The organism is Streptomyces sp. NPDC031064, assembly GCF_055570965.1.
On the sequence record NZ_JBVIGF010000005.1, the window covers coordinates 304014 to 329216 of the forward strand.

The 25203-nt window shown below is 73.4% G+C and carries 24 protein-coding genes; 10 read left to right on the forward strand and 14 right to left on the reverse strand.

Annotation, left to right across the window (positions count from 1 at the left end; genetic code table 11):
- Positions 1–35: 35 nt before the first annotated feature.
- The 5 genes from ACZ46W_RS20190 to ACZ46W_RS20210 all read right to left on the reverse strand — a co-directional run bounded on the left by ACZ46W_RS20190 (position 36) and on the right by ACZ46W_RS20210 (position 4731).
- A complete protein-coding gene (locus tag ACZ46W_RS20190) occupies positions 36–1166 on the reverse strand; it encodes an LLM class flavin-dependent oxidoreductase (RefSeq protein WP_468339302.1) in 1131 nt (376 codons plus the stop codon).
- 103 nt (positions 1167–1269) lie between these two features.
- A complete protein-coding gene (locus ACZ46W_RS20195) occupies positions 1270–2031 on the reverse strand; it encodes an SDR family NAD(P)-dependent oxidoreductase (protein ID WP_468339304.1) in 762 nt (253 codons plus the stop codon).
- 10 nt (positions 2032–2041) lie between these two features.
- Positions 2042–2947, reverse strand: a complete 906-nt coding sequence (locus ACZ46W_RS20200; protein WP_468339848.1) for an LLM class F420-dependent oxidoreductase — start codon at positions 2945–2947, stop codon at positions 2042–2044.
- A 94-nt stretch (positions 2948–3041) separates the two neighbouring features.
- The gene (locus ACZ46W_RS20205) at positions 3042–3461 is read right to left on the reverse strand and encodes a PaaI family thioesterase (protein ID WP_468339306.1); all 420 of its coding nucleotides are present in this window, start codon (positions 3459–3461) and stop codon (positions 3042–3044) included.
- A 52-nt stretch (positions 3462–3513) separates the two neighbouring features.
- Positions 3514–4731, reverse strand: coding sequence for an amidohydrolase family protein (locus ACZ46W_RS20210; RefSeq protein WP_468339308.1), 1218 nt, complete (start codon positions 4729–4731; stop codon positions 3514–3516).
- 143 nt (positions 4732–4874) lie between these two features.
- Between ACZ46W_RS20210 and afsR the strand changes: the two genes are divergently transcribed.
- Entirely contained in the window at positions 4875–7916 is a 3042-nt protein-coding gene (gene afsR, locus ACZ46W_RS20215) for an SARP-family global regulator AfsR (protein ID WP_468339310.1), read from the forward strand.
- A gap of 174 nt (positions 7917–8090) precedes the next feature.
- Positions 8091–8324 (forward strand): sigma-like protein, encoded by a 234-nt coding sequence (locus ACZ46W_RS20220; protein WP_366128799.1) that lies wholly within the window; start codon positions 8091–8093, stop codon positions 8322–8324.
- A 186-nt stretch (positions 8325–8510) separates the two neighbouring features.
- Here ACZ46W_RS20220 and ACZ46W_RS20225 read toward each other — a convergent pair whose 3' ends face one another.
- The gene (locus ACZ46W_RS20225) at positions 8511–10070 is read right to left on the reverse strand and encodes a FadD3 family acyl-CoA ligase (RefSeq protein WP_468339312.1); all 1560 of its coding nucleotides are present in this window, start codon (positions 10068–10070) and stop codon (positions 8511–8513) included.
- Positions 10071–10124: 54 nt separating this feature from the next.
- Here ACZ46W_RS20225 and ACZ46W_RS20230 point away from each other — a divergent pair, with 54 nt between their 5' ends.
- The 3 genes from ACZ46W_RS20230 to ACZ46W_RS20240 are packed head-to-tail and all read left to right on the forward strand — an operon-like array spanning position 10125 to position 12467.
- Positions 10125–11279 carry a lipid-transfer protein gene (locus ACZ46W_RS20230; RefSeq protein ID WP_468339314.1) on the forward strand — a complete coding sequence of 385 codons (1155 nt, stop codon included), beginning with the start codon at positions 10125–10127 and terminating at the stop codon, positions 11277–11279.
- 1 nt (position 11280) lies between these two features.
- On the forward strand, positions 11281–11700 hold the full coding sequence (locus ACZ46W_RS20235) for a Zn-ribbon domain-containing OB-fold protein (protein WP_468339316.1): 420 nt from the start codon (positions 11281–11283) through the stop codon (positions 11698–11700).
- Entirely contained in the window at positions 11697–12467 is a 771-nt protein-coding gene (locus tag ACZ46W_RS20240) for an enoyl-CoA hydratase/isomerase family protein (RefSeq protein WP_468339318.1), read from the forward strand. The genes ACZ46W_RS20235 and ACZ46W_RS20240 overlap by 4 nt, the downstream gene beginning before the upstream one ends.
- A 2-nt stretch (positions 12468–12469) precedes the next feature.
- Here the strand turns inward: ACZ46W_RS20240 and ACZ46W_RS20245 are convergent, their stop codons facing one another.
- Complete coding sequence (locus ACZ46W_RS20245; protein ID WP_468339320.1) at positions 12470–12982, reverse strand: hypothetical protein; 513 nt, start codon at positions 12980–12982, stop codon at positions 12470–12472.
- Positions 12983–13119: 137 nt separating this feature from the next.
- On the opposite strand from ACZ46W_RS20245, the gene ACZ46W_RS20250 reads away from it, so the two are divergent.
- Positions 13120–13743: a hypothetical protein gene (locus ACZ46W_RS20250; RefSeq protein ID WP_468339322.1), complete on the forward strand. Its 624-nt coding sequence runs from the start codon at positions 13120–13122 to the stop codon at positions 13741–13743.
- Positions 13744–14247: 504 nt separating this feature from the next.
- Here ACZ46W_RS20250 and afsK read toward each other — a convergent pair.
- Both afsK and kbpA read right to left on the reverse strand, forming a co-directional pair.
- Entirely contained in the window at positions 14248–16683 is a 2436-nt protein-coding gene (gene afsK, locus ACZ46W_RS20255) for a protein serine/threonine kinase AfsK (RefSeq protein ID WP_468339324.1), read from the reverse strand.
- Positions 16684–16821: 138 nt separating this feature from the next.
- Positions 16822–17604, reverse strand: a complete 783-nt coding sequence (gene kbpA, locus ACZ46W_RS20260) for an AfsK-binding protein KbpA (protein WP_468339326.1) — start codon at positions 17602–17604, stop codon at positions 16822–16824.
- A gap of 389 nt (positions 17605–17993) precedes the next feature.
- Here kbpA and ACZ46W_RS20265 point away from each other — a divergent pair, with 389 nt between their 5' ends.
- Positions 17994–18641, forward strand: coding sequence for a TetR family transcriptional regulator (locus tag ACZ46W_RS20265; RefSeq protein ID WP_468339328.1), 648 nt, complete (start codon positions 17994–17996; stop codon positions 18639–18641).
- An 80-nt stretch (positions 18642–18721) separates the two neighbouring features.
- Here the strand turns inward: ACZ46W_RS20265 and ACZ46W_RS20270 are convergent, their stop codons facing one another.
- Both ACZ46W_RS20270 and ACZ46W_RS20275 read right to left on the reverse strand, forming a co-directional pair.
- A complete protein-coding gene (locus tag ACZ46W_RS20270; RefSeq protein WP_468339330.1) occupies positions 18722–19210 on the reverse strand; it encodes a nitroreductase family deazaflavin-dependent oxidoreductase in 489 nt (162 codons plus the stop codon).
- On the reverse strand, positions 19207–20370 hold the full coding sequence (locus tag ACZ46W_RS20275; RefSeq protein ID WP_468339332.1) for an acyl-CoA dehydrogenase family protein: 1164 nt from the start codon (positions 20368–20370) through the stop codon (positions 19207–19209). Before ACZ46W_RS20275 ends, ACZ46W_RS20270 begins: the two co-directional genes overlap by 4 nt.
- Before the next feature lie 85 nt (positions 20371–20455).
- On the opposite strand from ACZ46W_RS20275, the gene ACZ46W_RS20280 reads away from it, so the two are divergent.
- Positions 20456–21589: a thiolase C-terminal domain-containing protein gene (locus ACZ46W_RS20280; RefSeq protein WP_468339334.1), complete on the forward strand. Its 1134-nt coding sequence runs from the start codon at positions 20456–20458 to the stop codon at positions 21587–21589.
- A gap of 7 nt (positions 21590–21596) precedes the next feature.
- Positions 21597–22250, forward strand: a complete 654-nt coding sequence (locus tag ACZ46W_RS20285; RefSeq protein WP_468339336.1) for a pyridoxine/pyridoxamine 5'-phosphate oxidase — start codon at positions 21597–21599, stop codon at positions 22248–22250.
- 5 nt (positions 22251–22255) lie between these two features.
- On the opposite strand, the gene ACZ46W_RS20290 is transcribed toward ACZ46W_RS20285, so the two are convergent.
- The 3 genes from ACZ46W_RS20290 to ACZ46W_RS20300 form a co-directional block, all read right to left on the reverse strand.
- Positions 22256–22978 carry a hypothetical protein gene (locus tag ACZ46W_RS20290; RefSeq protein WP_468339338.1) on the reverse strand — a complete coding sequence of 241 codons (723 nt, stop codon included), beginning with the start codon at positions 22976–22978 and terminating at the stop codon, positions 22256–22258.
- A gap of 53 nt (positions 22979–23031) precedes the next feature.
- Positions 23032–23472, reverse strand: a complete 441-nt coding sequence (locus ACZ46W_RS20295) for a hypothetical protein (protein ID WP_468339340.1) — start codon at positions 23470–23472, stop codon at positions 23032–23034.
- 100 nt (positions 23473–23572) lie between these two features.
- Positions 23573–24181 carry an NADPH-dependent FMN reductase gene (locus tag ACZ46W_RS20300; RefSeq protein WP_468339342.1) on the reverse strand — a complete coding sequence of 203 codons (609 nt, stop codon included), beginning with the start codon at positions 24179–24181 and terminating at the stop codon, positions 23573–23575.
- 133 nt (positions 24182–24314) lie between these two features.
- On the opposite strand from ACZ46W_RS20300, the gene ACZ46W_RS20305 reads away from it, so the two are divergent.
- Complete coding sequence (locus tag ACZ46W_RS20305) at positions 24315–25166, forward strand: helix-turn-helix domain-containing protein (protein ID WP_468339344.1); 852 nt, start codon at positions 24315–24317, stop codon at positions 25164–25166.
- Positions 25167–25203: the final 37 nt, after the last annotated feature.

Consider the following 25203-nt stretch of genomic DNA (forward strand, 5'->3'; position numbering starts at 1 on the left):
GGGGCGCACCCCCACCAACGGACGCGGCCCGACGGCTAGGCGGTGGCCGAGGCCTCGCGGAAGCGCGTCGTGCGGTGGACCGGGTCCGTGTCGATGTGGGGGATCACGTGCTCCCCGATCAGCCGGATCGTGGTCATCGTGTCCTCGTACGACACCCCGATCGGCAGCCCGAACGACAGTTGGTCGGCGCCGGCCCGCTCCCACCGCCGGCACTGCCGCAGCACCTCCTCCGGGTCGCCGCAGATCATCAGCTCCTCCGCGATCAGCAGCTCGATGATCTCCTCCGTGTACTCCGGCAGCAGCTCCGGCCACTCCGGGATGCCTTCCGGCCGGGGGAACGTGTCGTGGTACCGGAACAGCAGCGACTGGAGGTAGTTCAGGCCCCCCGACACCGCGATCTCGACCGCCTTGGCGTGCGTCTCCGCGCAGATCGCCGTCGACGTCACCATCACGTTGTCGTTGACGTACGCCCCGACCGGCTCCGCGTCCTTCACCGCCGTCTTGTACGAGTCGACGACCCACTCCATGTCGGAGACCTTCTGCACGCTGAAGCCGAGCACGCCCAGCCCCTTCCGGCCCGCCATGGCGTACGAGGACGGTGAGCCGGCCGCGTACCACATGGCCGGGTGGCCGGCCCCGTACGGCTTGGGCAGGACCTTGCGCGGCGGCAGGGACCAGTGCTTGCCCTGGAAGCCCTCGTACTCGTCCTGGAGCCACATCTTGGGGAACTCGGCGATGGTCTCCTCCCAGATCTCCTTGGTGTGGTTCATGTCGGTGATGCCCGGCAGGAACCCGAGGATCTCGTGGGACCCGGCCCCGCGCCCGGAGCCGAACTCGAAGCGTCCGCCCGAGAGGTGGTCGAGCATGGCGACCTTCTCGGCGACCTTCACGGGGTGGTTGACGGGTGCGAGCGGGTTGAAGATCCCCGATCCGAGATGTATCCGCTCGGTCGCGTGCGCCAGATAGCCCAGGTACACGTCGTTGGCCGACAGGTGCGAGTACTCCTCCAGGAAGTGGTGCTCGGAGGCCCAGGCGTACTTGAACCCGGACTTGTCCGCCTGGATGACGTACTCCGTCTCCTCCATCAGCGCCTTGTGCTCGGCCTGGGGGTCGGCCTGTGCCCGCTTGGCCGGTACGTATCCCTGTACAAAGAGCCCGAATTCCAAGGGGTCACCGTCCCTACGCTATTTCTGACGGACCGTCAGTTCCAGAAGCCCGACTGTTCCACCGCCCACCCGCACCGTCAATACCTGACGGGTCATCAGAGACCTAGAAGAGATTCACCCCCGCCAGCCACCCTCCGTCGATCACGAAGGGCTGCCCGGTGACGTACGCGGAGTCGTCGCAGCTCAGGAAGAGCGCCAGCGCCGCGACCTCCTGCGGCCGCCCGACCCGACCCAGCGGCACGAGCTTGCGGTACAGCTCGTCCAGCGTGGCGGGATCCGCGCCCTCGGGGTTGGACATGGGGGTGTCCACCGCGCCCGGGCAGACGGCGTTGACCCGGATGCCCTTGCCGCCCAGCTCCACCGCCGCGACCCGGGTCAGCCCGAGGACGGCGTGCTTGCTGGCGGCGTAGGCACCGACGTACGCCATGCCCGTCAGGGCGGTGTACGAGGCGGTGTTGACGATCGTGCCGCCCCCCGCCGCCTCGATCTCGGGCGCCACGGTCCGTATCCCCAGGAAGCACCCGACCTGGTTGACCCGGACCACGTCCATGAACTCCTCCAGCGGCGTGGAAACGAGTTCGTTGAAGCGCAGCACGCCCGCGTTGTTGACCAGCCCGTCGATCCTGCCGAAGGCGCCCCTCCCGGCCTCGACCGCCCGGCCCCAGTCGTCCTCCCGCCCCACGTCCAGGTGGACGTACAGCGCCCGCTCCTCCCCCAGTTCCCTGGCGAGCGCGGCCCCTTCCCCGTCCAGTACGTCCCCCAGCACGACCCTGGCGCCCTCCGCCACGAAGAGCCGGGCCTCCTGCTCACCCTGTCCGCGCGCCGCGCCCGTGATGAGCACGACACGCCCGTCCAGCTTGCCCATGCCGGCCTCCTCAGCCCAGCAGGGGCGCGACACCGTCGGCGAAGGCCCCCATCTGGTCGATCAGCTCGTCACGGCTCCGGGACCGGAACCGCACCTGTATCTGGTCCACGCCCATCGCCCCGTAGGCCCGCAGCGACTCGGCGAGCGCGTCCGGCTTGCCGCTGAGGGTGCGCCGCCCCACGTCCCAGGGGGCGTCGCCGACGTACAGCGCCTCGGTGATCGCGCCGATGACGACCGGCTGCTCGATCCCGGCCTCCTCGCGAAGCCGCCGCAGCTTCCCGATCTGCGCGGGCAGCCGGTCGCGTGGGTCGCCCTGCGGCAGCCATCCGTCGCCCTTGAGCGCGGCGCGGCGCACGGCGGCCGGCGACGATCCGCCCACCCAGAGGGGCACCCGCTCCTGTGCGGGACGTGGCCGTTGCCCGAGCCCCTCGAAGGCGAACCGCTCGCCACGGAAGGCCGGGAACTCCTCCGCCCCCAGCGCCGCCCTCAGCGCGTCGATCACCTCGTCCAGCACGGCGCCCCGCCGCTCGAAGTCGACCCCCAGGGCCTCGAACTCCTCCCGCACGTGCCCGGCCCCGACGCCGAGGACCAGCCGCCCGCCGCTCAGGTGGTCGAGCGTGGCGTACGCCTTCGCCGTCACGAGCGGATGGCGCAGCCCGACGACCGCCACGTGGCTGAGCAGCCGCACCCGCCGGGTGACGGCGGCGAGGTGGGCGAGGGTGGCGACGGGGTCGTACCAGACGGTGCTCATCGCCCCGGCCAGCCGCCGGGGTATCGCCACGTGATCGCAGCACGCGATGTACGCGAACCCGCTCCGGTCGGCGGCCCGGGCGATCTCCACGAGATCCTCGGGACCGGCGTCCGCCTCCCAGGTTTCCGCGTAGAGGGTGCTCTGCGACTGGACCGGCAACTGCATCCCGTACGAGACCACGCCCGCACCCCCATACCTGATGGACCGTCAGCGACTCCCCAGTCGTACCTGACGCTCCATCAGACGACAAGAGCGGTGCTCACCCCAGCAGCGCGTACACCGTGGACGCCCGCGCCGCCGGCCCCCCGTCCCCCTCGCCCTCCGCGGTCATCGTGATCTCGGCGAACGCCATCCGCTTGCCGAGCTTGGTGATCCGCGCGTCCACCAGGACGTCGGCGCCGGTCACCGCCCGCATGAAGCTGGTGGACTGCTGCACCGTGGTCATGGGCACGAACGCCCCGCGCGCCGAGGACACCGCGATCACCGTGGCCGTGTCGGCGGCCGCCATCAGCGCCTGCCCCGACAGCCCACCCCCCTCCCGGGCCAGCCGCCCGTCCCACGGCAACCGCAGCACGGCGTGCGCCTCACCCGTCTCCACCACGGACAGGCCGAGCTCCAGCACCCAGGGTGCGAAGTTGTCGGCGAGGATCTTGTCGGCCTCGGCAAGCGTCAGAGTCATGCCGGGATGCTGCCGCCGTGCCGCGTCCGCGAAACCCGGCCGGCCGGGCCCGTCACCCTCGCCAGAGGCCGTCCTCGGTCAGGCCCAGCAGGTCGATCGCGTTGCCGCGCACGATCCGCTCCACCACGTCCGGGGCCAGGTGGCCCATCTGGGCCTCGCCGACCTCGCGGGACTTCGGCCAGGTGGAGTCGGAGTGCGGGTAGTCCGTCTCGTACAGGACGTTGCCGACGCCGATCGCGTCCAGGTTCCGCAGCCCGAAGGCGTCGTCGAAGAAGCAGCCGTACACGTGCTCGGCGAACACCTCCGAGGGCGGTCGGCGGACCTTGTCGGCGACGCCGCCCCAGCCGCGGTTCTCCTCCCACACCACGTCCGCCCGCTCCAGGATGTACGGGATCCAGCCGATCTGGCCCTCGGCGTACATGATCCGCAGGCCCGGGAAGCGTTCCAGTTTGCCGCTCATCAGCCAGTCGGTCATCGAGAAGCAGCAGTTGGCGAAGGTGATGGTGGAGCCGACCGCCGGCGGGGCGTCCGCCGAGGTGGACGGCATCCTCGACGACGAGCCGATGTGCATGGCGATGACCGTGCCCGTCTCGTCGCACGCAGCGAGGAAGGGGTCCCAGGCGTCGGTGTGGACGGACGGCAGCCCCAGGTGCGGGGGGATCTCGGAGAAGGCGACGGCCCGCACGCCCCGGGCGGCGTTCCGGCGCACCTCGGCGGCGGCCAGTTCGGCGTCCCACAGCGGGATCAGGGTGAGCGGGATGAGGCGGCCGTGGGCCTCGGGGCCGCACCATTCCTCGACCATCCAGTCGTTGTACGCCCGGACGCACAGCAGCCCGAGTTCACGGTCGGCGGCCTCGGTGAAGGTCTGGCCGCAGAAGCGCGGGAAGGTGGGGAAGCAGAGCGCGGACTGGACGTGGTTGACGTCCATGTCGGCGAGCCGGTCGGGGACGCTGTACGAACCGGGACGCATCTGCTCGTACGTGATGACTTCGAGCCGTATCTCGTCACGGTCGTAGCCGACGGCGGTGTCGAGACGGGTGAGCGGGCGGTGGAGGTCCTCGTACACCCACCAGTCCCCGACGGGCCCTTCGTCGCCCTTCTCGCCCATCACCGGGGCGAATTTCCCGCCCAGGAAGGTCATCTCCTTCAAGGGCGCCCGGAGGATGCGCGGGCCGGTGTCGCGGTACTTCGACGGGAGCCGGTCCTGCCAGACGTGGGGCGGCTCCACCGTGTGGTCGTCCACCGAGATGATCTTCGGGAAGGTCTCCATGCGTAGCACGGTAGCGCCGAACTGACGACCCGTCAGCTATTCGGTGGGGGGAGCTTGTGCAGAGCGTCACCCACTGCTGACGCAAACGCCATCGACAAGGCAGACTGTCGGGGGCGAAACCAGCGGTACGGGCAGGGGGAGCTATGGACCGTGAAGACGGGCCGCGAGTGCCGGAGCAGCGCGCTCCGCAGCCGGGTCCCGCCGAGCGGGGCGGCGACGCGCGCGACCGGCGCGACGGCCCGCACGGCGACACGCACGCGCGCGACCGGCGCGACGGCCCGCAGGGCGGCGTGTGCGGCGACCTGCGCTTCGGCGTGCTCGGCCCGGTACGTGCCTGGCGGGACGGCGAGGCCCTGCCGTCCGGGTCGCCCCAGCAGCGGGCCCTGCTCGCCGCGCTGCTGCTGCGCGACGGGCGCACGGCGACCGCCGCCGAGCTGATCGACGCGATCTGGGGCGACGAACCGCCCTCGCAGGCCCTCGCGGCGGTCCGGACGTACGCCTCACGGCTGCGCAAGGTCCTCCCGCCGGGCGTGCTGGTCAGCGAGTCGGGCGGGTACGCCATCCGGGGCCGCGCCGACGCCCTCGACCTGAACGTCGCGCAGGAGCTGGCCGCCGAGGCGGAGAAGTCACGCGCGGCGGGTGACCGGAACCAGGCGCGGATGCTGATCGACAAGTCGCTGGGCCTGTGGGACGGCGAGCCCCTCGCGAACGTCCCCGGTCCGTACGCCGAGACGCAGCGCGCCCGCCTGGCGGAATGGCGGCTGTCGCTGCTGGAGACCCGGCTGGACCTGGACCTGGAGTGCGGGCACCACGCGGAGGCGGTGTCGGAACTGACCGCCCTGACCGCCGCGCACCCGCTGCGCGAACGGCTGCGGGAGCTGCTGATGCTGGCGCTGTACCGCAGCGGACGGCAGGCGGAGGCGCTCGCCGTGTACGCCGACACGCGCCGGCTCCTCGCCGACGAGCTGGGTGTCGACCCGCGTCCGGAACTGGCGCGGCTCCAGCAGCGCATCCTCCAGGCGGACGCGGAGCTGGCCCGCCCGGTGGAGGAGCCGTCGCCCGCCCCGGCCGTGTCACGGCCGGCGCAGTTGCCGGCCACGGTGCCGGACTTCACCGGACGGGCGGCGTTCGTACGGGAGCTGGGCGACCGGCTGGTCACGGCCGACGGCTCGGTGATGGCCGTGTCGGCGCTCGCGGGCATCGGCGGCGTCGGCAAGACCACGCTCGCGGTGCACGTCGCGCACGCCGCGCGCCCGCGCTTCCCCGACGGGCAGTTGTACGTCGACCTCCAGGGCGCCGGGGCCCGGGCGGCGGAGCCGGAGACCGTGCTCGGCGCCTTCCTCCGCGCGCTGGGCACCCACGACTCGGCCATCCCCGACACCCTCGACGAGCGTGCCGCGCTCTACCGGTCGACGCTCGCCGGGCGGCGGGTGCTGGTCCTGCTCGACAACGCCCGGGACGCCGCCCAGGTGCGGCCCCTGCTGCCCGGCACGGAGGGCTGCGCGGCCCTCGTCACCAGCCGCGTCCGGATGGTCGACCTGGCCGGTGCGCACCTGGTGGACCTGGACGTGATGTCCCCGGAGGAGGCCCTCCAGCTCTTCACCAAGATCGTGGGCGCCGAACGGGTCCAGGCGGAGCGCGAGGCGGCCCTGGACGTGGTGGCCGCGTGCGGCTTCCTCCCGCTCGCGATCCGCATCGCCGCCTCCCGCCTGGCGGCGCGCCGCACCTGGACGGTGTCGGTCCTCGCGGCCAAGCTGGCCGACGAACGCCGCCGCCTCGACGAGCTCCAGGCGGGCGACCTCGCCGTCAAGGCCACCTTCGAACTCGGCTACGGCCAGCTCGAACCCGCCCAGGCCCGCGCGTTCCGCCTCCTGGGCCTGGCCGACGGGCCCGACATCTCCCTCGCCGCCGCGGCGGCCGTCCTGGACCTCCCCCTCCATGACGCCGAGGACCTCCTGGAGGCGCTGGTCGACACCTCCCTCCTGGAATCCGCCGCCCCCGGCCGCTACCGCTTCCACGACCTGGTCCGCCTCTACGCGCGTGCATGCGCCGACCGCGACGAACAGCCCCCGGCGGAACGCGAACTGGCCCTCTCCCGCCTCCTGGACTTCTACCTCGCCACCGCGGCCCACGTCTTCGCCATGGAACGCCCCGGCGACCGCCTGGTGGCCCACCTGGAGCCGACGACGTACGAGGGCCTCACCTTCACCGACCGCCAGGCGGCGCTGGACTGGCTGTACACGGAGGCGAACTGCCTCCTGGCGTGCGCGCGGCAGGCGGCGAAGGGCCCGCGGCTGCGCACGGCGGTGGACCTGCTGTGGGCCGCCCAGGACCTGGCGGAGTCCGGCGCGAACTCCAAGCTGTACGAGTCGGCCGCGCTGTCCGCCCTCGACGCCGCCCGCGCCTCGGGCGACGCCCGTATCGAGGGGCGCGCGCGGACCTCCATGACCAACGTCCACCTGGTGGCGGGCCGGTACGAGGAGGCGGACCGGGAAGCCGAACAGGCCGCGCGGCTGGCGACGGCGGCCGGGGACGCCGCCCCCGTCTACTGGGCCGACAACGACCGGGGAATCATCGCCTTCAACCAGGGCCGCTACGAGGACGCCGAGAGGCATCTCTTCAAGGCCATGGAGGGTTCCCACGCGGACGACAACCGCCCCGGTGAGGCGAGCGCCCTGTGCAACCTCTCACGGATCCACCTGTCCATGGGGCGCGTGTCGCAGGCCATTTCGCTCGCCGAGCAGGGCGTCGAGCTGTACGAGCGGATAGGGCACACCCTGCGCCTCGCCAACGCCCAGTACGCGCTGGGGGTCGCCCTCACCCACGCCCGCCGCCATGCCGAAGCGCTGGAGCAACTGGCGGAGGCGCTGCACCGGTTCGAGATGAACCGCCAGCGCCTGTGGGCGGGGACGACGCACTTCCGCATCGCGCAGACGCACCTGTCCGCCCAGCACCCCACCCGGGCCGCCCAGCACGCGGAGCAGGCGCTCGCGATCGGCTGCATCGGCGGTGACCGCATCCGCGGCAACGTCCTGATCACGCTGGGCAAGGCGCTGGACCGCCTCGGGCAGTCGGGCCGTGCGCGTGCCTGCTGGCGCGAGGCGCTGGCCCTGCACGAGCAGTCGGGCGCGACGGCGGAGGCGGAGGAGGTCCGGGGGCTCCTGTCGCCGCTGACGGCGGCCTGAGGCCGCGAGCAGGGCGTTCATCGATTGTTTATGCCCACCCGGCATGCTCCATTGCAGTCGATCCGCCGCGTCGGGGGGCACGCGGGTCCACTAGCCTTCTGCCCGGCGACCCTCGGGGGAGCCGCCGGTCAGAAGGCACCAAACGGATACCAGCACCTAACGGGGGACAGAAGCATGAGCGAGTCCGCGAAGAAGAAGCTCGACAACGTCACCACGCTGGGCGACCACCACACGCCGGCCCCGCCCGCCCAGGACACCATCACCACCATGGGCGACCACCACACGCCGGCCCCGCCCGCCCAGGACACCATCACCACCATGGGCGACCACCACACGCCGGCCCCGCCGGCCCAGGACACCATCACGACGCTGGGCGACCACCACACGCCCGCGCCTCCGGCGAGCTGACCGAGCGTCCTTCGCAACGGGGTGCGGCCGCGGCGGCGCGGAGGGGGAGCCGCCGCGGCCGCGGCACTCCGCGGTCGGCCGCACCTGCCGCCACCACGAAGCCCCACCCTTCGCGAGGTGCGGCACGCTCCACGAAGGGGGCGGACCTGAGCCGGGTCCGCCCCCTTCGCCGTGTCCGGGGGGCGCTCAGCCCGCCGACCGTGCCCGCAGTTCCCCCTTCACCACCTTGCCGCTCGCGTTGCGCGGCAGCTCGGCCAGGAACTCCACCTTCCGGGGCACCTTGTAGTTCGCCATCTCCCGCCTCGCCCAGGCGATCAGGTCGTCGGCCGTGAGGGTGGAGCCGGGGCGGCGGACCGCGAAGGCCTTGGCGACCTCGCCGAGGCGGGGGTCGGGGATGCCGACGACGGCGACGTCGACGAGCTCGGGGTGGGCGGCGAGGAGCTGCTCGATCTCGGCGGGGTAGGCGTTGAAGCCGCCCACGATGAACATGTCCTTGAGGCGGTCGGTGATGCGCAGGTTCCCCGCCTCGTCCAGGACGCCCACGTCGCCGGTGTGCAGCCAGCCGTCCGCGTCGATGGCCGCCGCCGTGCCGGCCGGGTCCTCGAAGTAGCCGCTCATCACGTTGTGGCCGCGCACCAGGACCTCGCCCGAGGCGTCGACGCGGACCTCCGTGCCGGGGATGGGGCGGCCCGAGGTGGTGGCGATCGTCCCGGGCGGGTCGCCCCGGCGGCACATGGTGACGATGCCGCTCGCCTCGGAGAGGCCGTACGCCGTGAGGACGGTGCCCACCCCCAGCTCGGTGCGCAGCCGCTCCACCAGCCGCAACGGCACCACCGCCGCGCCCGTCACCACCAGCCGCAGCGAGGACAGGTCGTGCGCCGGCCGGGCCGGGTGGTCGAGCAGGGACTGGAGGAGCGTGGGCGGGCCCGGCAGGACCGAGACGCGTTCCGCCGCGACATTGGCCAGCACCGTGTCCACGCCGAACACCGGCTGCGGCACCATCACCGCTCCCCGCATCAGGCACGCGATGATCCCCGCCTTGTAGCCGAAGGTGTGGAAGAACGGGTTCACGATCAGGTAGCGGTCGCCCTCCACCAGCCCCGCCAGGTCCGCCCACGTCTCGTAGCAGCGCAGCGTCTGCGCGTGGGTGATCACCGCGCCCTTGGGGCGGCCCGTCGTCCCGGACGTGAAGATGATGTCCGAGGGGCGGTTCCCCTCCAGGCGGTCCGCGCGTGCGCGGACCTCCTGCGAGGAGATCGCGTCCCCGCCCGCCAGGAAGTCCTTCCACGTACGGAAGTCCTCCGGCGCGCTGTCCGCCAGGACCACCACCTGCTCCAGGTCCGGCAGCACGACGCCGGTCCGCCGCAGGGACGCCACGTACGACGTGCCCAGGAACGTCCCGGTGATGAAGAGCAGTTTGGTGCGGCTGCGCTCCAGGACGTACGCCGCCTCCGCCCCCTTGAAGCGGGTGTTCAGCGGCACCAGCACGGCGCCCGCCGTCACCGCGCCGAGGGCGGAGACGATCCAGTCGAGGGTGTTGGGCGCCCACACCGCGACCCGGTCGCCCGGCTCCACGCCCGCCGCCATGCACGCGGCGGCCGCCCGCTCGACGCGCTCGCCCAGCTCGGCGTACGACACCCGCGTGCGGCCCTCCACGACCGCCTCCCGGGGCCCGTACCGCTCGGCCGCCGACCGCACCAGCCCCGGGATCGTGCCCCATTCCAGGTCGCCGCGTCGTCCGCGCATCTCGCACCCTCCCTGTAGCTGACTATCCGTCAGATTAGCGCTACCGTCACAGCCATGACAGGTGGAGGACTCAAGGACGCGACGGCCATCGTCGGGATCGGACAGACCCGGTTCGCCAAGCAACTCCCCGAAACCGAGAAGACGTTGGCGTGCCGCGCCATCCTGGCCGCCCTCGACGACGCCGGCATCGCGCCCGCCGAGGTCGACGCCTTCGCCTCGTACACCATGGAGGAGACCGACGAGGTCGAGGTCGCCAAGTCCATCGGCGCTGGCGACGTGACGTTCTTCTCCAAAGCCGGATACGGCGGCGGCGGATCGTGCGCCACCGTCGCCCACCTCGCCGCCGCCATCGCCACCGGCCAGGCCACCGTCGGCGTCGCCTGGCGGTCACGCAAACGCGGCTCCGGCCCCCGCCCCTGGACCAACACCCACGCCCAACTGCCCACCCCCGCCCAGTGGACCCGCCCGTACGGCCTGCTCCGCCCCGCCGACGAGATCGGCATGCTCGCCCGCCGCTACATGCACGAGTACGGCGCCACCCGCGACCACCTCTTCAACGTCGCCCTCGCCTGCCGCAACCGCGCCAACCAGAACCCTGCCGCGATCATGTACGAGCGCCCCCTGACCCGCGAGATGTACATGACCTCCCGCTGGATCAGCGAGCCGCTCTGCCTCTTCGACAACTGCCTGGAGACCGACGGGGCCCTCGCCTGCGTCGTCGTCTCCGCCGGGCGCGCCCGCGACTGCCGCCGCACCCCCGTGTACGTCCACGCCGCCGCCCAGGGCCTGCCCGCCCAGCACCACGGCATGGTCAACTACTGGAACGACGACCCCCTCACCGGCCCCGCCTGGACCGCCGCCCGTCACCTGTGGAAGCAGGCCGACTTCGGCCCCCAGGACATCGACGTCGCCCAGATCTACGACGCGTTCACCCCCCTCATCCCCCTCTCCCTGGAGGGATACGGCTTCTGCGCACGCGGCGAAGGGGCCGTCTTCACCGAAGGAGGCGCGCTGGAGACCGGCGGCCGACTACCGCTCAACACCGGCGGCGGCGGGCTCAGCGAGGCGTACGTCCACGGCTTCAACCTCATCACCGAGGGCGTCAAGCAACTGCGCGGCACCAGCACCGCCCAAGTCCCAGGCGCCCGCACCTGCCTGGTCACCGCCGGCGAAGGCGTCCCCACCTCCGCCCTCCTCCTCAGGAGTTGAGATGCTCGAACCCGTCGTCGACGAGGACGGCGCCCCCTTCTGGGAGTACGCCGCCCGGGGCGAGCTGCGCGTCCAGGGCTGCGCCCGCTGCGGCGAGCTGCGCTTCCCGCCCCGCCCCTGCTGCCCGCACTGCCAGTCGTTCGACAGCGAGTGGCGCCCGATGAGCGGGCGCGGCCGCATCTGGTCGTACGTCGTCCCCCACCCGCCCCTCCTGACCGCGTACGCCGCCCTCGCGCCCCGCTACAACGTCGCCGTCGTCGAGCTCGCCGACGCCCCGCGCATCCGGCTCGTCGGCAACGTCGTCGCCGCGCCCGGCGCGCCCATCGACTCGGTCGACCCGGCCCGGCTGCGCATCGGCGCGCCGGTCCGCGTGGTGTTCGGAGCCGACGGCATGCCCCGCTGGCTCCTGGAACGGTCATGACCGCCACCGTCGAAACGGACCAGGGCGTCGCTGTCGTCACCCTCGACCGCCCCGCCAGGCACAACGCCATCGACCTCACCATGGCGCACCGGCTCACCGCCCTCTGGCGGGACCTTCGGTACGACGAGGGCGTTCGGAGCATCGTGCTCACCGGCGCGGGCGGGAAGGCGTTCTGCACCGGCGTCGACCGGACCGTGGACGTACCGCAGCCGCCCTCCCCGTACAGCATCGACGACCCGCTCCTCACCATCGGCCCCAAGGCCAACGACCTGTGGAAGCCCGTGATCGCGGCCGTGGAGGGGATGGCCTGCGGCGGGGCGTTCTACCTGCTCGGCGAGTGCGAGTTCGTCGTCGCCTCGCGCGAGGCGACCTTCTTCGACCCCCATACGGCGTACGGCATGGTCAGCGCGTACGAGGCGGTCCTCATGGCGCAACGCATGCCGTACGGGGAGGTCGCCCGCATGTCCCTGATGGGTACGGCCGAACGGGTGTCGGCGCGGCGGGCCTACGAGACGGGCCTGGTCTCCGAGCTGACCGAACCGGGCGGCGCGCTGCTCGCCGCCCGACGGGCGGCGGCCGTCATCGCCGCGTACCCCACCGAGGCCGTGCAGGGCACGGTACGGGCGGTGTGGGCCGCGCGGGAGGCGGCCAGGGCCCACGCGCTCGCCCAGGCCCCGCACCTGATCGCGCTCGGCAACCTGCCGGCGGACCGGCAGGCGGCGCTGTTCGAGGGGCGGGGCAGGGACGGGGCGTACCGCCTCCGGTGACGTCAGAGCGCGGTCTTCGTCGCGCTGTCGACGACGCACTCCTTGTACTCGCTGCCGTTGCCCGTGCCGGTGTACGCCGTCGTCGCCTCGGCGACCTGCGAGGCACCGGCCTTGACGGTCAGCCCGGTGACGTTGGCACGCACGGTGGTCGCGCCGGAGGCGGCGTCGCCACGGAACTTCATGGTGATGTTGTACGTGTAGTCCAGCGCGCCGCTGTTGGTGACGGTGAGCCGGGCGACGAGGTTCTTGCCCGCGTCGTCCATCCGGCAGTCGTCGATCTTGATGTCGCGCGCGGCCTTGTCGCCGCCGGAACCACCGGGGACGGAGACGCCGCCCGAGCTGCTGCTGGAACCGTCGTTGTCGTGGCTGCCACCAGTGGTGCTGCTGCCGGAGTCGGAGCTGTGGCTGCTGCTGCCGCTGTTGCTGCTGCAACCGCCGCCGGAGCCACGGGCTCCGGTGAGTGCGACGAGCGCGACGCCGAAGACGGCAATGGCACGGACATGGCGGAGCTTCACGTTCAACCCCCGTTGAAAGTGTGAGTGAGTGGGAGCCCGATCTTGACGGGCACACGTCACCCTAGCAGCGCCGTGTGGCGCCCCGTCCCCGGGCGGCGTAGCGTCGTGATCGAGAGCCGACCCCTGGGAGGCCGACGATGGTCCGTAACGTCATCGGCTCCGTCCTCGCTCTCGCCGGAGCGACGGCCGCCGTCTGGAGCCCCTTCCGTGCCTGGTACGACGGCCGTCCCGGACGCGACTACCGCGTCGCCGACCTCTTCAGCGGCATCAGCCCGACGAAGGCGGATCTGGAGACCTCGATCCTGCTGCCGCTGGCCTTCGCCGCGCTGGTGACGCTCGTGGGACTGGTGCTGCGGTCCCGGCTGCTGACCGCCCTCGCCGGGCTGATCGTGCTGGCCTTCACCATCCTGTGGATGGTCCGCCAGGGGCAGGCCGTCGGCAGTCTCAGCGTGGAGTCCGACGGCTCGGGCCTCGGCCCGGGCGTCGCCCTCGCCGTGGGCGGCGGGGTGCTCCTGCTACTGGCCGCCGTGCTGATGAGCGGGCGGGCACGGGCGCGTGAACCCGACGAGCCGGCCTTGCGGGGCGGCTGGGGGCGCGGGCACGGGCTCCACCGGCGTGGCCACGAGGAGCCGTACGCGGGCGACGCACCGACGGCCGAGTACCCCCGCTACGACGACACCCGGCCCGTGGACCGCCCGGGCGACGAACCGGGCCCCTGGCCGGGCGGCCCCGAACGCCCGGGCCCCCCGCACCGCGGCTGACGGCCCCCGGGCCGTGCGTAACCGTTGCCCGCCCGCACCCGGCGTCCGGCCGGGCGGGGCCGTGCAGGGTCGCCCCCGCAGAGGTTGGCGGCGAGGCGTGGGCTCCCTTGCCCTGGCACCCCAGGCCGCCGGCCTCGAGGAGGCGAGCCCGGAGGGGCCCCGCCCCCACCCACCGGCGGTGGCCGCCCCGGCCACCGACCCGCACCCGTGGTCACCGGGAACAGGCACCGCCCCCGGGGGCACCGGTCAAGGGCACCGCCCCTGTCCCGTTGTGCCCACCCTCCCCCAAGCTCTCGGCTTCGCTCGAGCAGGGGGGACCCCCATCGCCCTGCGGGACGACTGCCCACAACGGGGGGAAGCCGCGCCCCGGCGGGACGACTGCCCACCACAGGGGAAGCCGCGCCCCGGCGGGACGACTGCCCACCACAGGGGGGAGCCGCGCCCCGGCGGGGCGACTGCCCGCAACGGCGCCCCGGGGCGCGCTCAGCCGGGATCCGCCCCGGGTCAGCGCGCGCCGCTGCGGCCCGTTGCCGTGCCCTTTATCGCGTCCAGTGCGTAGACGCAGCGGTCCTTGCTGCACGCGTAGACCACGCCCGCCCGGGCGACGAGGGAGCCGGTGATCTCACCGCCCGTGGTGAGCTTCCAGCGCAGTTGACCGCCGCTCGCGTCCAGCGTGTACAGCACGTGGTCGGCCGAGCCGAAGTGCAGCCGGCCGTCCGCGACGACGGGGGCACCGATGATCGGGCCGCCAGCCGGGAAGCGCCACTTCGGGGTGCCGGTCACCGCGTCCAGGGTGTAGACCGCGCTACCGCTGCCGACGTGGATGTTGCCGTCGGCGACGAGGACGGGCTCGCTCGAATGGCGGGACTCGGTGGCGATGCGCCAGCGGTCCTTGCCGGTCGTGGCGTCCAGCGCGTACACCGTGCCGAGGTAGTCCGCGAGGTACACCCCGCCGCCCGTGACGGCCGGGCCGGGCGCGAAGGCGGGCGGCGAGAGGAAGACCGCCGGGGCCTCGAAGTGCCACCGGACGTGGCCGGACATGATGTCGATGGACAGCACCCGGGTGCCGGCGGAGACGTACACGTAGCCGTCCTCCGCCGGGGCGACGCGCACGGGCACGCCGCCGCAGGAGGCGGCGTCGCCGATCGGGTACGACCAGCGTTCCGTGCCGGTGCGCGCGTCGAGGGCCTGGAGCCGGGCGTCCCGCCAGACGTACACGGTGTCGTCGAACAGGGCGGGCCCGGCGTCCGGGGTCTCGAAGTCGGTCTGGGCGCCGGTGATCTCCCACAGCTTCTCGCCGTTGGAGGCCTCCCACCCCTGGACGCCGCCGCCGCGCGTGCCGGTGACGACGGTGCCCCGGTCGACCTTGAGGGAGTACGCCCAGGCGTCGGTCTGGAGCCGCCACCGCTCGCTGCCGTCGAGCGCGTCCAGCGCGTACAGCGACGGGCCGTCGGAGGCGTGGATACGGCCACCGGCCACGGCCATCGTCCAGGCGACGTCCCGGGTCTTGAACTGGCGCCGACCGGTGCCGACGTCCAGGGCGTGGACCTCGAAGGACGTGACGTAGAGCAGGTCGCCCGAGACGACCGGGGTGCCCCACACGTCGTTGGACATCCGGAACCGCCACGGCCGCCAGTGCCCGGGGCCTGCGGGCTCCGGCGCGGCGGAGGCCCCGGCGGAGGCCCCGGCGGGCGGCCCGGCGGGCGGCGCCCCCGGGTGCGGCGGGTGCGCCGGGGCGGGAGCCGGTGCCGGGTCGGAGCCCGCGGGACTCCCCGCGGGGCGGCGGATCCAGCCGGTGGCCGGCCCGGCGTCGACCGCGACCCCGGCGCGCGTGTCGGCGACGCGCGGCCCGGGGCCGATGGGCAAGGGGGCGCCGGGCAGCCGTACAGGAGCCGCGGGCGCGGCGGGCGCCGCATGCCCCGTACGGGGGTCACCGTTGCCGCCGCGCCGGGAAGCGTCCCACTCGCTGCCCGGCCCGGGACCGGGCACCGGGGCGGGGGCGGGGGCGGGGGCGGACGGCGGCGTCGCCGGGGGTGGCGGGGTGCTGGGGCGGCCGCCCCGGCGGGCCTCGATCATCGCGGTGGCCCGGGAGGGCAGCCACGCCGACGCCGTACCGCTGTCGTCGCTGCCGGAGAACAGGTGCGGCGCGAGCTGGGCCTGGAGGTCCGCCGGCGAGGGCCGCAGCCCCGCCTCCATCTGCATACAGGACTCGATCAGCGGCCGCAGCTCGTCCGGCAGGCCCTCCAGGTCGGGGCCCTCGCGCAGCAGCATGAAGACGGTCTCCACCGGGTTCGCCCCGTGGAAGGGGGCGTGCCCGGTGGCGGCGAAGACCAGCGTGGAGCCGAGCGAGAAGACGTCACTCGCGCCGGTCACGCTGCGGGAGTCCTTCGCCTGCTCGGGTGACATGTACGCGGGCGTGCCCACGGCGACGTTGGTCATCGTCAGCCGGGTGTTGGAGACGCCGGACGCGATGCCGAAGTCGATGACGCGCGGCCCGTCCTCCACGACGAGCACGTTGGACGGCTTCAGGTCGCGGTGGACCAGCCCGGCGCCGTGGATGGACTGGAGCGCCTCGGCGATACCGGCGGCGAGCCAGCGCACCGCCTGGGCCGGCAGGGGCCCGCACTCATTCACTATTTCCTCGAGCGAGGGCGCCGGGACGTACGCGGTCGCCAGCCACGGCACCGCCGCCCGCGGATCGGCGTCCACCACGGCCGCCGTGTAGAAGCCGGACACCGCCCGTGCGGCCTCCACCTCGCGCGTGAAGCGGACGCGGAACAACTGGTCCTCGGCGAGCTCGGTCCGAACCGTCTTGATCGCCACGCGCCGCCCGGACGCCGATCGCGCGAGATAGACCAGGCCCATGCCTCCGGCACCGAGCCGGCCCAGCACCTCGAAGGGGCCGATCCGTCTCGGGTCGTGCTGCGTGAGCTGTTCCACTTGCCTGCCACCTCCCCGTAGGGGCCATGAAAGTACGGCCCCAGTCGCCCCCTGATTGTTCCTGTCCGGGGCGGTGGTTGCGAACCCGGGGGCGGATCGGGGTGTCTCACCCCGATCCGGACACCCTCACCGGGGTCCTCAGGCGGCCTTCGGCTCGGCCAGGACGGCGAAGACGGCACCCTGGTTGTCGGCGATCAGGGCGATCCTGCCGTACGGCGTGTCGAAGGGCTCCTCGGTGACGCGGCCGCCGAGGCGGGTGGCGAGCGCGGCCGTGTCGTCGCAGTCCTCGACCGCGAAGTAGGTGAGGAAGTGGGCGGGCATGGCGGCCGGGAAGGCGTCGGTGATCACGCTGCGCCCACCGATGGCCGTCTCGTCACTCGCCTGCGTACCGGCGGGCGACCAGACCCGGAAGTCGATGGAGGCGTCGTCGAGGTCGCGCACCTGGAAGCCGAAGACGGTCTCGTAGAAGGCGTCCACGGCGTCCTTGTCCCTCGTATAGACCTCGGTCCAGCAGAAGGACCCCGGTTCGCCCTGTTTCTCGAAGCCGGTGTGCTCGCCCGCCTCCCACAGGCCGAAGACGGCCCCGCCCGGGTCGGCGGCCTGGGCCATGGTGCCGAAGGAGCCGATCGGCATGGGGTCCATCACCATCTGGCCGCCCGCCTCCCGGATCCTGCGGGTGGTGGCGACGGCGTCGGGAGTGGCGAAGTAGACGCCCCAGACGGTGGGCATCCGGCCGTCCCGCTTGGGCGCGAGGCCGGCGACGCGCTTCCCGTCGCTGTAGGCGTTGGTGTAGTTGCCGTACGCCTCGTCGCCCTCGTCGAACGTCCAGCCGAAGAGCTCACCGTAGAACCGCTTGCCGGCTTCGAGGTCGGGGAGCATCGCATCCACCCAGCACGGCGTGCCCTCTGTGACTGCGGCCATGGACCTGATCCCTTTCCGTGTACGGGCGGGGCGTGTGGTGCCCGTCACAGTCACGCTAAGGGCGCCGGGCGTCCGCCGCAGGGAAGAAGAATCGAACGCGTGCGCAATTGTCGGGATACGGGCGACGTCCGGCCCAGCGCTTGCATGGGTTGTCCACCGAAGTTTTCCACAGGCTGTTAATAATCCTATCGGGGCAGTGCACGGCTCCCAGGTGGCCGAAAACCGCTCCGCGGCCGCCGGCGCCCCCGCCGGCCAGGACTGCCCGGGCCCGCGCGGCCGCCCGCACGGATGCCCGCCCCGATGCCCGGCCGGGGGCCGTCACCGAGGGGCGTCACCCCATTTGCAGTCGGCCGAATCGCGCGCGGATCACCCCTCGGTAAGCTGACGGCATGACAGGACAAGTACGCACCGTCGACGGCCGCGTGGCCGGTCGACGCGGACAGGCGACGCGGCAGAAGCTGCTCGACTGCCTCAGCGAGATGCTCAGCTCCTCGCCGTACCGGGACGTCAAAGTCATCGACGTGGCCCGGAAGGCGGGCACTTCCCCGGCGACGTTCTACCAGTACTTCCCGGACGTCGAGGGCGCGGTCCTCGAAATCGCGGAAGAAATGGCCAAGGAGGGCGCCGGGTTGACCGAACTGGTCTCCGGACGCACCTGGGTCGGCAAAGCCGCCTGGCAGGCAGCGGAGGAACTGGTCGAGGGCTTCCTCGACTTCTGGCGCAAGAACGACGCCATCCTCCGCGTGGTCGACCTCGGCGCGGCCGAGGGCGACAAGCGGTTCTACAAGATCCGCATGAAGATCCTGAACTCGGTCACCAACTCCCTTACCGACGCGGTCAAGGAGCTCCAGGCCAAGAACAAGGTCGACAAGGACGTCAACCCGGCCGCGATGGCAGGCTCCCTGGTCGCGATGCTCGCGGCGGTCGCCTCACACCAGAAGGGCTTCACCACCTGGGGCGTCAAGCAGGCCGAACTCAAGCCCAACCTCGCACTGTTGGTCCACCTCGGCATCACGAGCAAGAAGCCGACGAAGTAGCACCCCACTCCCACACGTCCTGTCGCGCCGACGGCGGTCCTTCTCCTCGACCGCCGTCGGCGTTCCCGTATCCGGCCCCGTCACCCCCTCCTCGTGAGGCGGAAGAGGCGGATCTCGCGGTCGACCCTGGCCTGGTACGTGGCGTACGGCGGCCAGAAGCGCAGCGCCTTCGCCCACGCCACCTCGCGGTCCTCGCCCTTCAGCAGCCGGGCGTGGACGGGAACCGTCCGGCCGCGCCAGTGGACCTCCACGTCCGGGTGGGCCAGCAGGTTGGCCGTCCAGGCCGGGTGCGCGGGGCGGCCGAAGTTGGAGCCGACCAGGAGCCAGGTGGCCGCCGCCGGGCCCTCCGGCACGCAGGCCAGCGGGGTGCGGCGCTCCAGGCCCGAGCGGGCACCGCGCGAGACGAGCACCAGCCCCGGCAGCATCCGGGCGCTGGGCAGCACCCTTCCGCCGGTCAGCCGGTGGACCGCCCGGTCGAGTGCGGGGACGACGTGCGGGGCGAGCCTCGCGAACGTACGGGTCGAGGAGACCCACTGGACCAGCCGCCGGGCCGGTGACGGCCCGGTCACCGGGCGAGCACCCCCGCCGCTTCGGCCGCGTGGCCGCGCAGCCGGTGGACGGGGCCGAAGAGGAGCTCGTCGGCGGTCGCCCGTTTGACGTACAGGTGGGCCTCGTGTTCCCAGGTGAAGCCGATGCCGCCGTGGAGCTGGACGCCCTCGGCGGCGACGGTGCCCAGCGCCTCCAGGCACTGGGCGAGCGCCAGGCCCCCGGCGGCCGGGTCCCAGGCCGCGTAGTACGCCGCCGAGCGCGCCGCCTGCACCCGCACGTACAGGTCGGCCAGCCGGTGCTTGACCGCCTGGAACGACCCGATCGCCCGCCCGAACTGCTCCCGCGCCCGTACGTACTCCACGGTCCGCTCCAGCATGTGGGCCGCCGCCCCGACGGCCTCCGCGGCGAGCACGGCGGCCGCCTCGCGCCCGGTCGCCGCGAGCGCGTCCGGCACATCCGCCAAGCCCTCGTCCGCGCCCAGCAACTCGGCTTCCACCTCGCGTAGTTCGACGCGGGCGAGCGGCCGCGTCTCGTCCAGCGACGTCAGCCGTACGCGCGTCAGGCCGGCCGGCCTCCCCCGTACGAGGAAGAGCAGCGTCCGGGCGGCGGGGTAGCCGCCCGTGTGCGCGGCGACCAGCAGCAGGCCGGCGCTGTGCCCGTCCAGGACCTGCCCCACCTCCCCGTACAGCGTCCACGTCCCGTCCCCGGCCCTCCGGGCCTGGACGCCGCCGGCCCGCCCGCCCCCGGCCCACTCACCGGCCCGGTTGTCGCCGGTCAGGGCGAGGACGTGGGGCAGGGGCGCGGCGGCGAGCGTGGCGGTCAGCGAACCGTCCGCGATGCGCGGCAGCAGTGCCGTCCGCTGCGCCTCGGTACCGAGCCGGGCGATCAGCGGGGCGGCGAGCACGGCGGTGGCCAGGAGCGGCGAGGGGGCCAGGACGCGGCCGATCTCCTCGCCGGCGAGGGCCAGTTCGGTGGTGGTGCAGCCGACGCCTCCGTACGCCTCGCTCAGCGCGAGCCCCGGCAGCCCGAGCCGCCGTGCGAGCAGCGCCCACAGGTGCGGGTCGTGTCCGGCGTCGGTGCCGGTGGCGGCGCGGACCTGCTCGGTCGCGCAGTGCTTGGCGAGCAGTTCGCGGAGAGTGCGGCGGATCTCGTCCTGTTCGGCGGTGAAGGCGGCGTCCATGGGGCCCTCCATTTCTGACGGATCGTCATATTAGGCCGGTCCGCCACCGATGCCCATAGCCGTTATCTGATGTACCGTCAGCTTTATGCCTCGTCGTCGTTCCGTCGCCATCGTGGGCGTATCACTCTCGGACTGCGGCCGCGTCGACACGGCCACCCCCTACGCGCTGCACGCCCAGGCCGCCCGGCGGGCGCTCGCCGACTCGGGGCTCGACCGGTCCGTCGTGGACGGGCTCGCCTCGGCCGGGCTGGGCACACTGGCCCCGGTCGAGGTCGCCGAGTACCTGGGGCTGCGGCCCCGGTGGGTGGACTCCACCGCCGTGGGCGGCGCCACCTGGGAGGTCATGGCCGCGCACGCGGCGGACGCCATCGCGGCGGGCCACGCCAACGCCGTCCTCCTCGTCTACGGCTCCACCGCCCGCGCCGACATCAAGGCCGGCCGCCGCACGGCGAACCTCTCCTTCGGCGCCCGGGGCCCGCTCCAGTTCGAAGTGCCGTACGGGCACACCCTCGTCGCCAAGTACGCCATGGCGGCCCGCCGCCACATGCACGAGTACGGCACGACCCTGGAGCAGCTCGCCGAGGTCGCCGTCCAGGCGCGCGCGAACGCCGCGCTCAACCCGGAGGCGATGTTCCGCGACCCGATCACGGTGGACGACGTCCTCGCCGGACCGGTCATCGCCGACCCCTTCACCAAGCTGCACTGCTGCATCCGCAGCGACGGCGGCTGCGCCGTGCTGCTGGCGGCGGAGGAGTACGTACCCGACACGGCGAAGGTCCCGGTGTGGATCCTGGGCACCGGCGAGCACGTCTCGCACACCACCATGTCGGAGTGGGCCGACTTCACGGTGTCACCGGCGGCGGTGAGCGGCCGGCTCGCCTTCGAACGCGCGGGCCTCACGCCCGCCGACATGGACTTCGCCCAGATCTACGACGCCTTCACCTACATGACCCTGGTGACCCTGGAGGACCTCGGCTTCTGCGCCAAGGGCGAGGGCGGCCCGTACGTCCGGCACGGCACCCTGCCCGTCAACACCGACGGCGGCGGCCTGTCCGCCTGCCACCCCGGCATGCGCGGCCTGTTCCTCCTGGTGGAGGCGGCCCGCCAACTGCGCGGCGAGGCGCCCGGCCGCCAGGTCCCGGACGCCCGCCTCGGGGTGGTGTCGGGCACCGGCGGCTGGTTCTGCTCGTCGGGGACGGTGGTCCTGGGGCGCGCATGATGTCCCCATGACCGACTTCCACGACGCCCTGCGGTCCCTGCGCGTATGGGACACCGACCTGCCCGCCTTCGACCCCGGCTCCGCGCCCGCAGGTCCCCTGCCGCTCTTCCACGACTGGTTCGTGGCGGCGGCACAGGCCGGGCAGGCGGAGCCGCACACCATGTCGCTGGCCACCGTCGACGCGGAGGGCCGGCCCGACGTGCGGACGGTCATGCTGCACGACGCCGACGAGCGCGGCTGGCACTTCACGACGCACACCACCAGCACCAAGGGGCGCCAACTGGCCGCCGCCCCGCACGCGGCGCTCGGCTTCTACTGGCCGGTGCAGGGCCGCCAGGTACGCGTCCGGGGCCACGTGACGACCGGCACGCCCGAGGAGGCGTACGCCGACCTGCACGCCCGCTCGACGGGCGCCCTGGCCGCCGCGCTGGTGGGCCGGCAGAGCGAGGCGCTGGACTCCCTGGACGCCCTGGCGGCGGCGAGCGAGGCCGCCTGGGCCCGGGCGCGGGCCGAGCCCGACGCGGACGTGAAGACCTGGACGCTGTACGTCGTCGACCCGTACGAGGTCGAGTTCTTCCAGGGCGACGCCGCCCGCCGCCACATCCGGCTGCGGTACCGCCGCCGGGATGGAGGCTGGGTGCGGGAGCTGCTCTGGCCGTGACCGGCTCAGTTCACCCGGGAGACCTCGGACCACACCGTCGTCCGGGCCAGCACCCCCTGGTTGTAGTCCGCGCTCACCGAGGTGACCGTGAGCCGTGCGACGCGCCCGCCGCCGGTCCTCACGCAGAGCACCGTGCCCTTCTCCACTTCGACCTGGTTCATGCCCTGCGTGGAGACGCGCTCGAAGCACGCGCGCCGGTCCGGTACCCCCGGGCCGTCCCACACCGCCAGGTTCGTCGGGTTGAACACGCTGTCCGAGTACAGGATGTACGGCGGGCCGAGCGCCATGAGGGCGACGTCCTTGTCGTAGTCGGCCATCTGCGGCGGGTCGCCGTCGAGCTGTGGCCCCCGTGCCGCGATCCTCAGGTCGCCCTGCCACCGGACGGCTTCCGGGCCGGGCGACGCGGTCGGTGGCGGCTCCGAGTCCGGGAGGGGCTCCTCCGACGGGGCCGGGGCGGCCACCTGGCTCGTCGGGGTGGGCGTGGCCTCCGGTGTCACGACCTGCCGTTGGGGCGAGCCGTTCCGTGTGCCGTCCGAGCCGTCCCGGTCGGCGAGCTCGAGCCAGGCCATCACCGCGCCACTGATCACCACGAGGGCGACGGCGGTGGCCGCGACGATCACCCAGCCCTTGCCGCCGCGCGGCGGGGCGTAATGGTTGATCTGGGTGTTGTACTGGCCGCCCTGTGCCGCCGTGGAGCCCTGATACGCGTTCCCGGAGGCACCGCTCACGCCGGGTCCGGGTCCCGGGCCGGGGCCCGCTCCGGGTCCGAGGCCGGGGCCGCTCACGCCTCACGCCCGAAGTAGTTGGTCTGCCGGTTGTGCTGCCCGGTCTGTACGGCGGTGGGGCCGTGGAAGGTGTTCCCGGACAGCCCGCCGCCCTCCGCCCGGGCCCGCCGCTCCTGGTCCTCGATCAGCACCCGGAGCTGGGCGACCGCCTCCGCGCGGGCATGGGCGGGCAGCGCTTCCAGCACCCTTTCGACGTGGTCCTGCCAGGCGCCCTCCTGGCGCAGCCGGACCCGCTCCAGCTCGCCGCCGTCCGCTCCGTCGAGGGCGGCGGCGGTCCGGTCGAGCCGCTCCAGCTCGACCCGCGCCGCCTCGCCGTTCCCCGCGCCGACCACCCGCGCCGCCCGGTCCCGGAACGCCGTCCACGCGTCCGTACCGACGGCCTGCACCACGGCGACCCCGAAGGCCGCTGCAAGCGCCGCGACACCCTCTGCGAGCATCCTTCTCCCCCTCCACCCCGCTCCCTCACCGCATCGTAGGGCTCAACACACGTCCGGGCGGGGCGAATTGAGAGGCAGGCGCACTGGTGATGGTGGGGGCCTACCGCGTGGCGTACGGGTGGGCGCGGCGGGCGTAACGGAGGGCCGATCCCCACCAGTCGAGCTGGTCGAGCATCGCCTTCGCGGCGGCCGCGTGCTCCTGGGGGTCCTTGAGGTTTCCGTCCTCGTCGAAGAGCAGGTAGTAGCGGGGGAAGCTGACGTAGTCGCGGACGGTGTGGGCGTGCAGTTCGCCGAAGACCTGCCTGAGCTGTTCGATGGCGAGCAGGCCGCCGCTGGCACCGCTGTAGCCGACGAAGCCGATGGGCTTGGCCTCCCACTCGGTGTAGTGCCAGTCGATGGCCGCCTTGAGGGACGCGGGGAAGCTCCGGTTGTAGTCGGGCGTGACGACCACGACGGCTTCCGCCTCCGCCAGTCTGCGAGTGAGGTGCGCCATGCCGGCCGGGCGCGGCAGGTCCGGTTCCACGGCCGGGGGCACGGCGGGCAGGGCGAGCGGCAGGTCGATGTCGGCCAGGTCGATGACGTCGACGTCGAACCGGCCGTGCAGCTCGGCCTGTTCGGCGAACCACCGGGTGACGACCGGGCCGAAGCGGCCGTCCCGGACGCTGCCGATGACGATCGCGAGACGGAGGGGCTGGGAGGTGGAGGACATGGTGGACTCCTTGTCGGACTCGGGTTTCACGTGCTCCAACCTGCCGGGGTGGACGGTGGCCAGGAAGGCCGGGCCGAGACTGGTAGTGGCAGGGCCACGATCAGCGGGCGTACCCGCTGCTAGCGTCGGCCGGGTGAGCGACAACGAACTGGGGCTGTTCCTGCGCACGCGCCGCGAGGCGGTCACACCCGCCGAGGTGGGCCTGCCCGCCGGACCGCGCCGCCGCACCCCGGGTCTGCGGCGGGCGGAGCTGGCCACGCTGGCCGGGGTGAGCGTCGAGTACGTGACGCGCCTGGAGCAGGGCCGCGACCGGCACCCGTCGCCGCAGGTCGTGGCCGCGCTGGCGGACGCGCTGCGGCTGACGGCGAGCGAACGGGTCCACCTGCACCGCCTGACCAAGAGCGTGGGCGGGGGGCTGTGCACGGGGGCGGCGGCACCGGCGCTGACGGTGCGGCCGACCGTGCGGGCGCTGCTGGACCGCCTGGAGCCGGCCCCGGCGGTGCTGCTGAACCGGATCGGCGACCTGCTCGCCTGGACGGACGGGTACGACCGGCTCGCCCGGCCCGTCGGCATCCTGGACGGCGCCCCGCCGAACCTCGCCCGGTTCGTCTTCGGCGACGAGCGGGCGCGCGCCGCGTTCCCCGACTGGGACCGGGTCGCCGACGAGCAGGTCGCCGCCCTGAAGGAGGGACCCTTCCGCGCCGATCCCCACGTGGCCGCGCTCGCCGACGAGCTCACCGTGACGGCCGGGGCGGAGTTCACCGACCGGGTACGGACGCTGCCGGGCCTCCCGAGGGCGACCGGCGTCACGCGCCTCACGCACCCGGAGGCCGGGCCGCTGCGCCTGGCGTACGAGACGCTGGGCCTCCCCGCCGACGACGAACAGCGGCTGGTCGTCCACCTCCCCGCCGACGAGGCCACCGCCTCCGCCCTCGACACCCTCACCGGCCGCCGCCCGGGCGCCCTGCGCGCGGTGTCGGCCTGACGGGCCGCCGGCAATCCATGTGGGGCTGACCGGGGCG

Coding starts and splice junctions, on each gene's coding strand:
- ACZ46W_RS20195 (WP_468339304.1), bottom strand. CDS start 2,031: ATGGGCAAGCTGGACGGGCGTGTCGTGCTCATCACGGGCGCGGCGCGC.
- ACZ46W_RS20200 (WP_468339848.1), bottom strand. CDS start 2,947: ATGCAGTTGCCGGTCCAGTCGCAGAGCACCCTCTACGCGGAAACCTGG.
- ACZ46W_RS20205 (WP_468339306.1), bottom strand. CDS start 3,461: ATGACTCTGACGCTTGCCGAGGCCGACAAGATCCTCGCCGACAACTTC.
- ACZ46W_RS20210 (WP_468339308.1), bottom strand. CDS start 4,731: ATGGAGACCTTCCCGAAGATCATCTCGGTGGACGACCACACGGTGGAG.
- afsR (WP_468339310.1), top strand. CDS start 4,875: ATGGACCGTGAAGACGGGCCGCGAGTGCCGGAGCAGCGCGCTCCGCAG.
- ACZ46W_RS20220 (WP_366128799.1), top strand. CDS start 8,091: ATGAGCGAGTCCGCGAAGAAGAAGCTCGACAACGTCACCACGCTGGGC.
- ACZ46W_RS20225 (WP_468339312.1), bottom strand. CDS start 10,070: ATGCGCGGACGACGCGGCGACCTGGAATGGGGCACGATCCCGGGGCTG.
- ACZ46W_RS20230 (WP_468339314.1), top strand. CDS start 10,125: ATGACAGGTGGAGGACTCAAGGACGCGACGGCCATCGTCGGGATCGGA.
- ACZ46W_RS20235 (WP_468339316.1), top strand. CDS start 11,281: ATGCTCGAACCCGTCGTCGACGAGGACGGCGCCCCCTTCTGGGAGTAC.
- ACZ46W_RS20240 (WP_468339318.1), top strand. CDS start 11,697: ATGACCGCCACCGTCGAAACGGACCAGGGCGTCGCTGTCGTCACCCTC.
- ACZ46W_RS20250 (WP_468339322.1), top strand. CDS start 13,120: ATGGTCCGTAACGTCATCGGCTCCGTCCTCGCTCTCGCCGGAGCGACG.
- kbpA (WP_468339326.1), bottom strand. CDS start 17,604: ATGGCCGCAGTCACAGAGGGCACGCCGTGCTGGGTGGATGCGATGCTC.
- ACZ46W_RS20265 (WP_468339328.1), top strand. CDS start 17,994: ATGACAGGACAAGTACGCACCGTCGACGGCCGCGTGGCCGGTCGACGC.
- ACZ46W_RS20275 (WP_468339332.1), bottom strand. CDS start 20,370: ATGGACGCCGCCTTCACCGCCGAACAGGACGAGATCCGCCGCACTCTC.
- ACZ46W_RS20280 (WP_468339334.1), top strand. CDS start 20,456: ATGCCTCGTCGTCGTTCCGTCGCCATCGTGGGCGTATCACTCTCGGAC.
- ACZ46W_RS20285 (WP_468339336.1), top strand. CDS start 21,597: ATGACCGACTTCCACGACGCCCTGCGGTCCCTGCGCGTATGGGACACC.
- ACZ46W_RS20295 (WP_468339340.1), bottom strand. CDS start 23,472: ATGCTCGCAGAGGGTGTCGCGGCGCTTGCAGCGGCCTTCGGGGTCGCC.
- ACZ46W_RS20300 (WP_468339342.1), bottom strand. CDS start 24,181: ATGTCCTCCACCTCCCAGCCCCTCCGTCTCGCGATCGTCATCGGCAGC.